Raw genomic sequence first — 13,692 nt, forward strand, 5'->3', positions numbered from 1 at the left:
TTTGTTTATTCTTTTTTCAAGCTCAAACGCCCATCTAACATTTTATAAATCTTATCCGAATACTTATTAAGTCTTAAATCATGAGTAACTAAAATAATAGCCTTTTCTTTTTGCTTAGCTAAAGTCTTAAATAGTTTTCCCACTTCTTCAACTTTTTCACTATCTAATGAAGCAGTAGGTTCATCAGCTAAAATAATGGCTGGATCTGCATATAGTGCTCTTGCAATTGCCACTCTTTGCTGCTGACCACCTGATAATTCCTTAGGATATTTATTTACTAGTTTAGAAATTCCTAATTCATCTAACAATCCATCAAGAGCTTCTTTACTTAAATTACCGGTCTTTTTAACCTTATCTACTAAAATAAACTGTTCCCTAACAGTTAAATAAGGCACTAAATTATAAGCCTGTAAGACAAAGCCAATTTTATCTAGACGTAGTGCATCAGCTTGTTTAGGAGAATAGTTAGTTACGTTATCTCCTCCAATAAATACTTCACCCGAAGTAGGCTTCTGTAGTGCTCCTGCAATTGTTAGGAAAGTACTCTTGCCGGCGCCAGAAGGTCCTTCAATTAAGACAACCTCACCTTTTTGAGCTTCAAAATTTATATTTTTTAGAGCATTAACCTTGGCATCTCCTTGACCATAGGATTTACTTACATCTTTTAATTCAATTACTGACATATAAATTTCCTCCCTTACACAGCTTTTGAAGGGTCAACCTTAAGAATTGATCGAATTGGAATTAATCCACCTATTACTCCCATTACAATCATCCCGGCAAATGTTGAAATCATGATCCATGGGGCAAAATCGATTGGTACAGTAGCTGGCATTACGCTAACAGTAAGCAGCATTAAAAGATATGCTAAGACCGTACCTATAATTACTAAAATTAATGATTGACTAAGAGTAGCGCCAATTAATGTCTTGCTTGGGATACCTTGTGCTCTTAAAACAGCATAATTTGGCATTTTTTGAATAGTTAAAATGTATAAAAATACTGCAATCACAATCAACGAAATTACGAATAGAAAACCAATCATTAATTCAAAAGTTGAGTTTTGGGCTGTATAACCAGGCAATTTATTAACAAAAGTCTGCTTATCATAAGATCTAACATTCTTAGCTTTAAAATCTAAGTTTTTCTTAGAAATAATTCCGGAAGTTTCAACATTCGGAGCCATTGGTCTTAATTTTTTCCACGCTGTCATCGTACCATAAGCAATTGGCGCAATATTAATCTTGGCATTTTTTAAGAAACCAACAATTTTGTACTTTTGATCACTACCATTTAGAGTTACTTTGTCGCCCAAGCGATAACCACGATTCCAGAGAATTTGATCAACAGCTATTTCGTCATCATGCTTTGCTTTACGACCAGAAACCACTTCCAAATCTTTATAAATGTATTCATCTTTATTTAATCCAATAAATTGAGCTGAAACTGTTTGATGTTTCTTTTCTTTCATTACAATCGGAACTATTCCGATATAGCTATCATTTTTTGTCTTTTTAAAATCTTTTAGATTTTCTTTAGTTAGTAAAGACTGGTTTAAACTTACATTCGAATTGTCATTCAAAACAACTGATTGAGTTTGCCAGCTATTAACTGCTTGTGTATTTTCTGAAGCTAGACCTACTGACAATGATGACAGCATAAAAATTAAATATGCAATTAAAAATATCATCAATGTAATTAAGCCGTACCGTAGCTTCTCATATTTTATTTCTTTTAGAGCTAAAAACATTTTTGCCTACTTCCTTTGTAATAAACATAAACTTTCATGGTATCTGTTTAGAATTTTTTCTTTCTTCTCTTTATTAAATAAAGCTAAATATATTGCTTCATGAGTTAAAACCATGGCAGCCCAGACTTGAGAGTCGAGATTAAGAAAAGCATCCTTCTGCTTTTTATCATCTCCAAGAAAAGCTTGATTCTGGCTAAGATGTAATTTGATAAGATCAAAATACATACTATTTTCAGTCTGATTAATAAAATCAACTGTCATCTTATAAAAAGATTCGGGATCAAACTCTCTTAACCTTGTTGGAAGTCCCATATGAACTTCTTTCATCGCAAGACGATAAAGATAAGTATATGCACCTTTTAAATCGCCAAAATACTTATAAAATGCTCCTCTAGCAATTCCAGCATCCTTCACAATTCGTGCTACTTGTCCCTTAGCTAAGGGATAAGTACTAAATTCTTTTAATAGCGCGCCTTCAATCTTTTGTTTCTTTTCATCCGAAAGATTTATAAAAGTTTCACTAACCATGCCTCCCCTCCTTGTGACACCGTGTCATTTTAAATGTGTCTTAAGTCTATTACTAAAGTGACACTGTGTCAACATATAGATATAAAAAATGCTTAATTTCGATAAGATATCAAAATCAAGCATTAAATTTATTATGCTAAAACGCGATTGTAGTAAACCAAAGTTCCATATTCTTGATTAATGTCTAATTCTGCTAGACCACAATTTTGCATTTGGTCAAAATACTTAATATCGCCATTAGTTAAAAAATGAGCACAAATCATTCGACTTACTACACCATGACAAACTACTAAAACTGTATCATTAGCATGTTCTTTATATAAATCATCAAAAAATGCAGCAATTCTTTCTCTAAAATCTTCACGCTTCTCCACATCTGAAGCGTATTTATAGATATTATCGTTAATCAATCCTTTACTATTAAATGCATCTGGATACTTTTTACGATATTCCGAAGAAGATTTTCCATCCCAAGAACCATAGTTTAGTTCTTCAATCCGCTTATCGATTGTTATTGGGGTCTTATCTCCCACAAAAATCCTTGCAGTTTGTTGAGCTCTCTTTAATGGGCTTGCATACACTGCATCAAATTGACTAGGATCAAAATTCTTAGCAGCTTTTTCTGCATAAGCGCGCCCTTCCTTACTTAAATCAGGATCAACACTTGATCCTTGAATCATTCCTTGTTTATTTAATTCAGTAGTTCCATGACGTAAAATTACTACTCGCATAACATATTACCTCTTAATTCCGTAATACAAGGGTTCCGTCCGATTAAAGGTCATTAATCTTGGTCGCTCAATATCATTTTTTTCAAAATGAAGTTCAGTAAAACTAACATTTCTTACTGTCATTACATCTTCAATTTTTAGTTTAAACCACCGAGCTATTAAACTCCTAATCACAAATCCGTGACAAACAATCATAATTGTCTTGTCATTAGCATCGGGTTGAATATCAGATAAAAATTCTTCAACTCGATCTGCTACTTGACTAAAAGTTTCACCATTTTCAGCGTATTCTGCATATTTACTATTAATAGTTCCTAAATCATCGAAGGCATCAGGATATTTTATCTTAAGTTCTTCGGCATGTTGGCCGTCCCAAGAGCCAAAATTCATTTCTCTAAGTCGATCATCAGTAATAATCTCTTTTTGAAAATCAGTTAAAATTTGAGCTGTTCTTTTAGCTCTAATTAATGGACTTGCATATACTCGATCAAGTTTACTATTGTCAATTAACTTACTTACTTCTTCTACTTGTTTAACACCTGCTTGGCTTAAGTTAGGGTTACTAGTACCGCCAGAGATCACATCAGAAGTATTATGTTCACTAACCCCATGTCTTACTAATAACAGATCCATTTCATCACAATCCTTTATATTTTATCCAAGAAAATATTATACTAAAATTTATTAAGCTACTAAATTATCTCACATGTCAGACTCTAATAAAGTTAGACAAAAAGAAAGTAGGCATTAATATGGCAACAATTACACTTGAACGTGATGGATTACAATTAGTTGGAACTCGAGAAGAACCTTTCGGAGAAATATATGATATGGCAATTATTTTTCATGGTTTTACCGCTAACCGTAATACTTCTTTGCTAAGAGAAATTGCTAACAGTCTTCGTGATGAAAATATTGCTAGTGTTCGTTTTGACTTTAATGGACATGGTGATTCAGATGGTAAGTTTGAAAATATGACTGTTTTAAATGAAATTGAAGACGCAAATGCCATTTTAAATTACGTTAAAACAGATCCGCATGTACGTAATATTTATCTAGTGGGTCATTCTCAAGGCGGTGTTGTTGCTTCAATGTTAGCGGGACTTTATCTTGACCTAATAAAAAAGGTGGTACTCCTAGCACCAGCTGCCACTTTAAAAAGTGATGCTCTTGAAGGTAATACACAAGGAGTTACCTATAATCCAGACCATATCCCAGACCGTCTCCCTTTTAAAGATTTAACCCTAGGTGGATTTTACTTACGCATTGCTCAACAATTGCCTATTTATGAAGTATCTGCTCAATTTACTAAACCTGTCTGCTTAATCCACGGTACAGATAATACTGTTGTTTCCCCTAATGCCTCAAAGAAATACGATCAAATTTATCAAGACAGCACTTTACACTTAATCGAAGGTGCAGACCATTGTTTTAGTGATAACTATCAAAAAAATGTTTCTGACTTAACTACAGAATTTTTACAGAATAATAATGCTTTTTAATTTATATAGAAAAAGAGAAATCGTCTGATTTCTCTTTTTTTCTACAATTTTTTAAATATATAATTTTCATTTGAAGAATCTGCTGCTGAAAAAACATAGCCAAAATCAGAAAATTCTTTTAAATCTTCTGGTCTATTAACTCCTTCTTTAGCCGCAAAGCGAACCATTTCTCCTCGTGCCATCTTAGCATGTGTAGCACTTTGTCTCCACTTTCCGTTTTTATTTTCTAAAAACTTAATTGTAATCATTTTTTGATTATCCCTTAAATATGGAGAAATCAAACGAGAATACTCTAAAGATGCCAAGCTAATAACTGTGTCTGTATTAACGAACAACTCTTGGTAAGGGAGATCTTTCCAAAAATTATACAGGCTATAGTATCTAAAGCCCGTCATTTGAGTTTTCAATTCCAAACGATAGGGAATTATCCCATCAAAAGGTCTCAAAATACCATAAAAGCCTGACAAAATACGCAAATGATCTTGAAGATAGTCTAATCCTTCTTGGGGTAAAACATCCCCAGCCAAATACTGATACTGGATTCCTGAAAAGGCTAAAAGTGCTGGGGTTAAGTTAGAATCAAGCTCACTTGTTAAAAGATTATTTTGGTTTGTACGAACAATATTATCATTCGCTTTCCATAGATCTTGTAACTGGTCAAAATTTCTTGTTTTTAAAAAATCTAATAGCTCCTGTGTCTTATCTAAAAAAGCAGGCTCTGATCTAACCAAAAAAGTATCTTGATCAACTCTCATCTTTTTAGCGGGAGCAATAATTATTTTCATATTATTATCTGACATTGGCAACCACAATAAATAAAGCAATCAAGCTAATAACTGCCAGAGTAGCAGAAGCAATTAGCTCTATCTTTCTTTTTTTCTTATCTTGCAAGCTAGCTGTAATGTATCTAGCGCTAGCAGCTGCACTAATAAACAAGAACATAATAAATAGCCATAAAAATAGGCCAATAATGTTAGGGAGTGCCCAGTAAATTTGTAAAGAAACTAAAACTGCTAAAACAAGTGTACTGATAATTAAGCCACGGAGAAAATTAACATTTTCATGTTTGTGATAATGAAGTACAGTTTGGTAACCAAAATAGACAATGAAACCAATGGTAATATATAAAACAATATTAAAAATAATCATGTTTTTGTCCCTTCTATAGTCCTACCTAATTATACGTGAAACCATTTTGCTTTGCTTAAAATTTCTTTTCCACTTATAATCAATCTTGAATATGACATAGAAAGCGAATAGTAAAATGAGTGAAAAAGAAGATTTAAATATTGGACTTGTATTGCAGTATCAAGTTGCTCCAAAAGGTGTAATTGATGCCGATGCTCTTGTACGTCATGCAAGAGACTGCGGCTTTAGAGGCGTAAGTATCAAAGACGCTAATGATGCACAAATGGCAGACCTGCAAGCAGCTTGTCAAAAATATACAATTAAGTTTTGTCAAAAAAGACCAGCAGAAAAATTAATTTCTCCTGATGTTCTAGCAAAATTAATCGCTGCTAGATTAGACGATATGAATATCTATTTCGAAGTTGAATTAAACGCCGATGGATCAATTAAAGCCGAATCAGATCCTGCAATGGGAACTTTGCGTAATTGGATTAGTCACTTTGGACATGCTTACTATGAAAGTCGAGCTGACCATGAAATAAAGGCAGATGAAGACAATGTTCATGTCTTTTATAATGCCATTGCTAAATATCAACGCTACGTTTTCATCCATATTCCACTGGAGGAAAGTATCGAGTTAAAGCATGTTCCTCACGTTGAAGAGGCAGCTTGGATTGATACTAGAAATGAAGTGGAGTTCGAACAAGATGGAGACCATTTACGTATTAAACTTAACCGCCAAGAAGACGGTGAAGAATTTTCTGTCTACGGTCTACGTCTACAGCTCCACCGCCCAGAAGATGATTTAGGTAAAACTGAATATTAAAAACAAAGAAGATATCAAAGTAACTTTTGCTAAGATATCTTCTTTTGAAGTGCCTCATAATTGTTAGACATAAAATCTAATAATTATGAGGTATTTTTTTATGACCAAATATTCGACTGAATTAAAAATTGAAATTGTTTCCAAATATTTAAATCATGAAGATTTAATAAAAGGTTTAGCTAAACAATATAATATTCATTGGACTCTTATTCGTAGGCGGGTTGATAAGGCTAAGTGTCAAGGTTTAGCTGCCTTATCTGTTAAACATACTAAAACTACTTATTCTTCTGACTCTAGGCTAAATGTGGTACGCTACTATTTAACACATTCTATTGGAGTTTCAAAGGTAGCGGCTAAGTTTAATATTAGTGATTCTCAAGTATACAATTGGGCTAAAAAGTTCAATGAAGAAGGATACGCTGGGCTGCTGCCTAAACAGAAAGGTCGGCCTAGGAAAGTGCCTAAAAAGAGTAAGAAGACAACTAAAAAGTTAGAACTTAGTGAAAAGCAAAAGTATGAAGAAAAAATTCTTAAGCAGGAAGCTGAATTAGAAAGACTTAGAGTGGAAAATCTTGTCTTAAAAAAAGTGGCTGCCCGATATCCACGTTATCCAACAAACAAAAAACACAATTAATACAGGATATTCGGGCAAAACACCATCAAATTAAACTTAAGGTCTTATTTAAGGTGCTTAAATTAAATAGAAAGACTTACTATGACAATGTAAAAAATAGAATTAATCAAGCTGATAAGTATGCTTTAGTAAAAGAGAAGATTCAAGAAATCTATTATGGCTATGAAGGACAAGAAACATATGGTTATCGTCCTATGTGGGGAGCGTTAAGAGATGAAGGATTTAAACTTTCTCTAGAAACAGTACGTAAGTTAATGAGAAGTTTAGGAATAAAAACAACAATTTATCATAAAAATACTGGTAAATATAGTTCGTATAAGGGTAATGTAGGAAAGAAAGCACCAAACATCCTAAATCAAACTTTTGATGAAACTATCCCCTATAAAGTTCTTCATACCGATGTAACCGAATATAAACTAACTAACGGCAAGAAAGTTTATATTTCTCCTGTAGTAGATGAAGCTTCTTTGGAGATTCTAGCTTGTGCAGTAAGTTACTCTCCTGAAATGAAAACTATTTATAATATGCTAGATGAACTAGCAGATAATCTTCCACCAGGAGCTGCTCCTATCCTTCATTTAGATCAAGGCTTTCAATATCAGAATCCAGGCTATCAGGCTCGACTAAAGAAAATGAATATAATCCAAAGCATGTCCCGAAAAGGAAATTGTCATGATAATGCACCAGGAGAAACGATATTTAATCTAATGAAGAGAGAAAAACTGAATCGACTTAAGATTGGAAGTTTAGAAGAGATGAAGGAAATTCTGAAAGATTATATTTATTGGTTTAACAATGTTAGAAGATCAAACAAATTAAAATACACGACTCCTGTAAAATACAGAAATCGTGTATTATCAAATCTTTAAAATTTTATAAATGTCTAACTTTTCTATGGCACTTCATTTTTATTATTTACTATCTTTTTAACGATTAATTGAGCGTGCCATCCGGGAAATCGTATGATTCATTCCACGAATTGTCTTACTTAATTCGAAAATAGTATCCGTTGGGGGCACTACTCCCCAACCTGCATCTCCAATGTGTTGGATATCAACACCGCAAATTTTATTTTGTAAGGCAATATCATGGACTGTTTGAGCTCCAGAACTTTCTTGACTAGTTCCAATCGTACTCATTACTAGGCCACCATGTTTATGAACAATTTTTACTATCTTAATTAATTCTTCACTAGTAAAACCTGGAACTGTTCCAACAGCAGGAACCAAAATAACGTCTGCACCTACATCTAAAAACTCTTTAACTGATTCTTCACTAGCTACTGGTTCATCCACGCCAGCTCCATGCATTTTTCCAGCAATAATTAAACCTGAAAAATTTTTCTTCGCTGTTTTTACAGCTTTAGCGATCATTCTATTAGTTACACCAGTACCAGGATTTCCAGTAAAACAAACGAAATTGAATCCTAACTCTTCAACGGCTCTCATGGATTCAACGCTTGCAGTTCTACCAGAAGAAATTTGCAATTTAGTTAATTCCATCTCTGCTTTTTCATCAACTGGCTCCAAGTTTACTCCAATTGGGCGTCCAGTTAATTTTTGAAGTTTTTTAACCGTATTTTCTGGTTTATCCACTTCCAAGCCGCTTACTTTAGGATTTAAAGTATCAAATAAAGTTAATAAAATTAAGTCCGCTCCAAAAGCGGCCGCAATTTCTGAAGTAGTTAGATTATCAATTGCTGGCTCGGTAACCACGTTTTCACTTAAAACAGTTCTACCTTCACTAGCCTTGATACTTTGTTTTAATTGAGTACCGTCCATTTTTAAAATTTCGCTAGCATTTGCACTAATTATTCTCGTAACCATATTTTTAGCCTTTCTTACTTTCTTCAATAATTTGCCGTTTATTTAGGGCAGCTTAAAATAAAAATTTTGGTAATTGGTATATACCCATAGTGGTATAAAAAGCATCCTTTCTAAAGGATGCTTTACTCCTAATTATTTATTATCATCAGGCAATATTAAAATAAAGTTTAATAGCTTATTAGCGTGACTACGATTATCTTCAAAATCTTTAACTGTCTCATTTAATTCAGCTAGTCGATCGGTAATAATTCCATTGGCATTGTCATACATCATCTTCATCATCATTTGTGGACTATTGACTGTCCACGCATACACGGGCTTATTCTGAAGTTGAGCCTGCCATATAAAATCATTGTTTAGAGTAGAATATTCCATTGAATACCCATCTGCAACACTTTGGGGATACGTAAAATTATAGGGTTGAATATACAAGACAAATAACTTAGGGTTAATTTGATGCAATACCTCAATAACACGATAATCTAATGATTGAACTTGATATTTACGCTTAATAATTAGCTTGCCATATTTTTTATTAAAATTCTGGAGCATTTTTGGAGAATCATTAGGTGTTGTCTTAACCTCAATTAACAATTTTTGCTTTAATTTCTGAGCAGCTTTTAGGTATTGATCAAAACTAGCAATTTTAGCTTGGTGACCATCTTCATGAAGAGTAATTCTAGTCAATTGCTTTAAAGTTAAATCTTTTGGAGTTTTATTAATTCCAGCTAATTTTTTCAAGTTTTCGTCATGCATCACTACGAATTGCTTATCTTTTGTTTCATGTAGATCAATTTCCACATAATCTGGATGAAGCTTTGCTGTCTTTTTTAGAGCTGGAATAGTATTCTGCACTCCATTTTTATCACTTACCCCTCTGTGTGAAATAGTGACCGGGCGCCGCAAATCTACTCCCTTTAAATACAAGGTACTATTGATTCCGGCAGTTAATATGAAAATTATTACTAAGCATAAATCTACTATTTTAACTGTCTTTTTACTTTTTATTTTTTTCTGATCTTCAGCCTTAAACCCATGTAATGGTGCAACAACAATCAAAATAGAAATAACACTAATCCAAATCACCATTAATTCACTAATTATTTGGACCAGTAACAGATTAAAGATAGCAAAACTAAAGCTAAGCTTTTCTGGCAAATGATCTAATCCCAATTGACAGAAATAAATTATTAAATTGCAGATAACTAAAATTACGCTAACACAGATTCCTGCAACTAATAAGCGACTTAAGAGGGTCCACCAATTTTTATGGCTAGTCAACCTCCAGCTCTCTTTCATCGCAATCCATGTCTTTTTTTCTTGATAAATCATCAAGGGAAGCGTCAAAATCAATCTGATTCCCAAAATAAAAGCTAGCAAATAAAAAATTATCAATCCACTAACCAGCCAAATATTTCTAGTCATAAAATCCAAAATAAATTCTGGAATCTGAACTTTGGCTAATAACGGTGTTCGATAAACCATATCTGCAAAAGGTACAATTAACAAAAAATATAAGCCTAGTAATAAGATGGAACCTACTCGAACAGAACGATATGTCTGCCATAATTCTTTAAATAGTAATTTAAGGGAAAATCGATTCTGAGAAATTTCTCTAATTCCCAATAATATTAAGGCAAATACACCATAAATTACTAAAAATAGGATAACTAATTCAAAGATTAATAGGAGAGCAACTCCAGTATGTGTGGTAATAATGGTAACAATGTTTTGATATGAAACAAACGGAATTGCACTAGCTTTTAAAATTCCAGTTGTTACATACCTGAATAACGGAATGATTAGCATCTGCGTAAAAATATCTATTCCGATAAATAAAGCTACATACTCTAGCCAATGTATTCTAAAATTTTTAGAATACATATCTATTTTTCGAAAAATATTTTTCAAAAATTATTCCTCCACTCCTATTTTCTACCCTTGCAATTTAGTTTATAAAAAATAGGAATCCTTATCTATTCTTAGGATTCCTATTTTTTAAAGTCAGCACTCTTCACATGTGAAAAAATCAACTTACTTAATTCTTGGAAGAATAATCTATCCTCTATATTTCTTCCCTCATAACTGCTCAAAACCGTGCAAAATACTGGTGCTTTTTTCGTCATAAAAGCACAAACCTCATGGCGTGCCTGACGATCTCGTCCCAGTTTATTGTAGGTAAGAAGATTATCCCCATAAAAAGTTAAATCTGTTGGAATAGTATGATTGCCTAATCCTTTACGCACTAAAGCACAAAAAAGATTTTGAGTAGTCATTAAATGTGTAATCAACTTATCAATACTAATAGCTGTACATTCGTTATCTTGATCGTTAGCCGAATAGCGCATTAACTCTCTTCCCAATCGGATGCCGGGATAATTCTGTTTTAACCACTCATCAATTTCATAAATATCAAATTTTTCAATTAATAGATTAGTAGCTACATTATCTGATAATGCACTAGTTAAATAAACTAGGTCTCGAACGCTCCAATTAGTACGACGTAAATCACCAATAATACCAGCGCCACGCACACGAGAAAGATCAGTAACTTCCATTTTTTCATCCACAACTTCAGGGGTCTTTTTCCACTGATCTTCAATATATGCAGCAATATCTAAGTCAATCAAACTTCCTGCTGGAAAAATTTTCTCAACTTGATGTTGATACATAATTTGATCGCCATATTTAACAATTACACCTGCATCAATATCATACTTTTGGATAATTTCAGTAATTCCATCCTTTAACATAAAGCAATCGCCTTTCTTATTAGACTTAGACAAAACTTAACTTACGTTATCTTATATATTATGTCAGTATCTTTTATTATAAAGTTATTTTAAAACTTTTTGTTATCCTATATCAAGATAGCTTTTAATTTCAAAAGAAAAAGATGCTTAAATGCATCTTTTCTAGTAGCTTACAGCCTTTATTTAATTCATTATTAGAATACTACTCATCTAATTGTTTTAATTGATTAGTTACTAGTTCTGTTTCTTTAAACTTTTCTTCTAATCTAGGTAAATCTTGATTAATCGTTGCTAAAAATAAGACACTTGAGACAAACACTTCAGAAAAAAGTGAATTTATCGCACCTACTCTAAGCAGCTTTTCATCTGTTGATACACCTAAAACCACATCACTGATTTCAACCAAAGGAGACTGATGAGAACGAGTCACAGCAATAATTGGCGTATGATTTTTACGTGCTTGTCCAGCCAGTAATAATATTTCTTGAGTCAGGCCACTATAAGAGAAAATGACCAAAACATCTGTCGACTGGGAATAACAAATTCTCTCTAAGGCAATATGAATATCTTGATTAAAAATGACATTTTTATCACTACGAATAAATTTATAGTAAAGATCTTGAGCAGGTAAGCTCGATGCACCAACACCGGCTAAATAGATTCGATCAGCATTTTTCAAAAAATTAATCGCTTGATTTAAGGCCATTCCATCAATTAAATGAGCCGTTTGTTCAGTATTCTGTTTAATACTTGATAGAAGTTTTTGTAAAACAACATGTGGATTATCATGATTATCCACAATAGGTTCAATTGTATTTTTATCTTCTTGGGGTGTATCTTGAGCAAGTTGAATTTGAAAATCTTTTAGTCCCTTAAAACCCAGTTGTTGACAAAAACGTATCATCGAAGCCGCACTAGTTTTAGTGATTTTCCCCAAGCCTTGTGCATCTTCTTGTAAAAAAGTCTTCGGATGAGCCAATAAATAATCGGCAATCTTTTTAGATGCTCCCTTAAAATTAGGATAATTGTTTAAAACTTTAGTAGATAAATCCATAACGTACCTCTATTTCTATTCAACATTCTAAGGTACTGAAATATTATTTCAAGATTTTTGTACAAAATTTAATAATCTCTTCGCTTCTTTTCTCAAGGTATTATTATCATTACACTCGGATAATTTATATCCTACAAAATAAGGTGGTGCATAAAAACGTGGGATAATTTTACAACAGATTCCGTCTTTATTGGGATAGAAAAACAGGTTATATGAATCACATTTTCCTCCATACATCTCTTCTAAGGTATAACGGATAGCGTATTGAATCCAATCCGCCCAAAGATCTAAACCGTTTTTACCTGTTAAATTAACATTTAATTCCTGAAAGCCTTGAACTGGATGTGTCGCAAAATTAACTTCCATATTATTTGTCTTAAAAACAGTAATTCCAGTAAAATTACTTTCGTGAATATATTTATAACCATCTTCTTTATACAAACCGACGATTTGCATATGTGGATGAGACAGTGATCCATTAGACTTAGGTCCAAAATTTTTATACCAAAGGACTGATCTGAATTCTCTGTTTTGCCTCATCTTGTTGAAGCATTCAAGAGCAAACTTCATTAAGCGACGATTATATTCTTGTGAATATGTAGCAACATCTCCATTATGTTCATCTGATTCAATTAATACAGTTTGTTTTGTATCCTTTAAAGTTGGAAAACGATTAGCCAGCCAGATCATTGGCCCATTGGTTTGATAAATATCCCTTAAATTTTCCACATCACAAAAAGGACAGATAGTATCCTTACTACCATTAAAACTGGATGGTTTATCTTTAGCTATCGCAAATTCAAATATAAGTGGATCATTATTCAAATTTATTCCCCATCTCTGAAAAAAATATTTGCACTTCAGCTCACACTCTACTATAATAATCTATGAAGGCGATTGAAGCGCTTTCATATAACATTTTGTAGCTTTCCTTAACTTTACTCTTTCGGTCACTTTTCC

15 protein-coding genes are annotated in these 13,692 nt (G+C 32.8%); 3 read left to right on the forward strand and 12 right to left on the reverse strand.

Features of this window, described 5'->3' with window-relative positions:
* Positions 1 to 5: 5 nt before the first annotated feature.
* The 5 genes from GTO82_RS08915 to GTO82_RS08935 form a co-directional block, all read right to left on the reverse strand.
* Positions 6 to 683: an ABC transporter ATP-binding protein gene (locus tag GTO82_RS08915; RefSeq protein WP_180873247.1), complete on the reverse strand. Its 678-nt coding sequence runs from the start codon at positions 681 to 683 to the stop codon at positions 6 to 8.
* 14 nt (positions 684 to 697) lie between these two features.
* Positions 698 to 1,750: an ABC transporter permease gene (locus GTO82_RS08920; protein ID WP_180873248.1), complete on the reverse strand. Its 1,053-nt coding sequence runs from the start codon at positions 1,748 to 1,750 to the stop codon at positions 698 to 700.
* Between the two features lie 6 nt (positions 1,751 to 1,756).
* A complete protein-coding gene (locus GTO82_RS08925; protein WP_180873249.1) occupies positions 1,757 to 2,278 on the reverse strand; it encodes a TetR/AcrR family transcriptional regulator in 522 nt (173 codons plus the stop codon).
* Between the two features lie 131 nt (positions 2,279 to 2,409).
* Positions 2,410 to 3,009, reverse strand: coding sequence for a histidine phosphatase family protein (locus GTO82_RS08930; RefSeq protein WP_180873250.1), 600 nt, complete (start codon positions 3,007 to 3,009; stop codon positions 2,410 to 2,412).
* A gap of 6 nt (positions 3,010 to 3,015) precedes the next feature.
* Entirely contained in the window at positions 3,016 to 3,642 is a 627-nt protein-coding gene (locus tag GTO82_RS08935) for a histidine phosphatase family protein (protein WP_180873251.1), read from the reverse strand.
* 119 nt (positions 3,643 to 3,761) lie between these two features.
* Between GTO82_RS08935 and GTO82_RS08940 the strand changes: the two genes are divergently transcribed.
* Positions 3,762 to 4,511 carry an alpha/beta hydrolase gene (locus GTO82_RS08940; RefSeq protein WP_180873252.1) on the forward strand — a complete coding sequence of 250 codons (750 nt, stop codon included), beginning with the start codon at positions 3,762 to 3,764 and terminating at the stop codon, positions 4,509 to 4,511.
* A 41-nt stretch (positions 4,512 to 4,552) separates the two neighbouring features.
* Here the strand turns inward: GTO82_RS08940 and yaaA are convergent, their stop codons facing one another.
* Entirely contained in the window at positions 4,553 to 5,311 is a 759-nt protein-coding gene (yaaA, locus tag GTO82_RS08945; protein WP_180873253.1) for a peroxide stress protein YaaA, read from the reverse strand.
* Complete coding sequence (locus tag GTO82_RS08950; protein WP_180873254.1) at positions 5,301 to 5,660, reverse strand: hypothetical protein; 360 nt, start codon at positions 5,658 to 5,660, stop codon at positions 5,301 to 5,303. Before GTO82_RS08950 ends, yaaA begins: the two co-directional genes overlap by 11 nt.
* 115 nt (positions 5,661 to 5,775) lie before the next feature.
* Between GTO82_RS08950 and GTO82_RS08955 the strand changes: the two genes are divergently transcribed.
* Together GTO82_RS08955 and GTO82_RS08960 are read left to right on the forward strand one after the other, a co-directional pair.
* Entirely contained in the window at positions 5,776 to 6,465 is a 690-nt protein-coding gene (locus tag GTO82_RS08955) for a hypothetical protein (protein ID WP_180873255.1), read from the forward strand.
* Positions 6,466 to 6,565: 100 nt separating this feature from the next.
* Positions 6,566 to 7,968 (forward strand): IS3-like element IS1223 family transposase gene (locus tag GTO82_RS08960; RefSeq protein WP_180873256.1). Its coding sequence is split into 2 segments (ribosomal slippage): positions 6,566 to 7,040 and positions 7,040 to 7,968, totalling 1,404 coding nucleotides; the frame shifts between segments, so codons are not numbered across the junction.
* Between the two features lie 57 nt (positions 7,969 to 8,025).
* Here the strand turns inward: GTO82_RS08960 and GTO82_RS08965 are convergent.
* From GTO82_RS08965 to GTO82_RS08985, 5 genes are all read right to left on the reverse strand, one after another.
* Positions 8,026 to 8,925 carry a haloacid dehalogenase-like hydrolase gene (locus GTO82_RS08965; protein WP_180873257.1) on the reverse strand — a complete coding sequence of 300 codons (900 nt, stop codon included), beginning with the start codon at positions 8,923 to 8,925 and terminating at the stop codon, positions 8,026 to 8,028.
* A gap of 132 nt (positions 8,926 to 9,057) precedes the next feature.
* Positions 9,058 to 10,836 carry a glycerophosphodiester phosphodiesterase gene (locus tag GTO82_RS08970; protein WP_260983156.1) on the reverse strand — a complete coding sequence of 593 codons (1,779 nt, stop codon included), beginning with the start codon at positions 10,834 to 10,836 and terminating at the stop codon, positions 9,058 to 9,060.
* Between the two features lie 80 nt (positions 10,837 to 10,916).
* Positions 10,917 to 11,678: a serine hydrolase gene (locus GTO82_RS08975; RefSeq protein ID WP_180873258.1), complete on the reverse strand. Its 762-nt coding sequence runs from the start codon at positions 11,676 to 11,678 to the stop codon at positions 10,917 to 10,919.
* 202 nt (positions 11,679 to 11,880) lie between these two features.
* Positions 11,881 to 12,732, reverse strand: a complete 852-nt coding sequence (locus GTO82_RS08980; RefSeq protein ID WP_180873259.1) for a MurR/RpiR family transcriptional regulator — start codon at positions 12,730 to 12,732, stop codon at positions 11,881 to 11,883.
* 48 nt (positions 12,733 to 12,780) lie between these two features.
* Complete coding sequence (locus GTO82_RS08985; protein WP_180873260.1) at positions 12,781 to 13,557, reverse strand: DUF4931 domain-containing protein; 777 nt, start codon at positions 13,555 to 13,557, stop codon at positions 12,781 to 12,783.
* Positions 13,558 to 13,692 lie beyond the last annotated feature (135 nt).

It is taken from the genome of Lactobacillus johnsonii, from assembly GCF_013487865.1.
Taxonomy (GTDB): Bacteria; Bacillota; Bacilli; order Lactobacillales; family Lactobacillaceae; genus Lactobacillus; species Lactobacillus johnsonii_A.

What these genes read in the sequence shown, in the direction of transcription:
- GTO82_RS08915 (WP_180873247.1), bottom strand. Translation starts at nt 683, where the DNA reads ATGTCAGTAATTGAATTAAAAGATGTAAGTAAATCCTATGGTCAAGGA.
- GTO82_RS08920 (WP_180873248.1), bottom strand. Translation starts at nt 1,750, where the DNA reads ATGTTTTTAGCTCTAAAAGAAATAAAATATGAGAAGCTACGGTACGGC.
- GTO82_RS08925 (WP_180873249.1), bottom strand. Translation starts at nt 2,278, where the DNA reads ATGGTTAGTGAAACTTTTATAAATCTTTCGGATGAAAAGAAACAAAAG.
- GTO82_RS08930 (WP_180873250.1), bottom strand. Translation starts at nt 3,009, where the DNA reads ATGCGAGTAGTAATTTTACGTCATGGAACTACTGAATTAAATAAACAA.
- GTO82_RS08935 (WP_180873251.1), bottom strand. Translation starts at nt 3,642, where the DNA reads ATGGATCTGTTATTAGTAAGACATGGGGTTAGTGAACATAATACTTCT.
- GTO82_RS08940 (WP_180873252.1), top strand. Translation starts at nt 3,762, where the DNA reads ATGGCAACAATTACACTTGAACGTGATGGATTACAATTAGTTGGAACT.
- yaaA (WP_180873253.1), bottom strand. Translation starts at nt 5,311, where the DNA reads ATGTCAGATAATAATATGAAAATAATTATTGCTCCCGCTAAAAAGATG.
- GTO82_RS08950 (WP_180873254.1), bottom strand. Translation starts at nt 5,660, where the DNA reads ATGATTATTTTTAATATTGTTTTATATATTACCATTGGTTTCATTGTC.
- GTO82_RS08955 (WP_180873255.1), top strand. Translation starts at nt 5,776, where the DNA reads ATGAGTGAAAAAGAAGATTTAAATATTGGACTTGTATTGCAGTATCAA.
- GTO82_RS08965 (WP_180873257.1), bottom strand. Translation starts at nt 8,925, where the DNA reads ATGGTTACGAGAATAATTAGTGCAAATGCTAGCGAAATTTTAAAAATG.
- GTO82_RS08975 (WP_180873258.1), bottom strand. Translation starts at nt 11,678, where the DNA reads ATGTTAAAGGATGGAATTACTGAAATTATCCAAAAGTATGATATTGAT.
- GTO82_RS08980 (WP_180873259.1), bottom strand. Translation starts at nt 12,732, where the DNA reads ATGGATTTATCTACTAAAGTTTTAAACAATTATCCTAATTTTAAGGGA.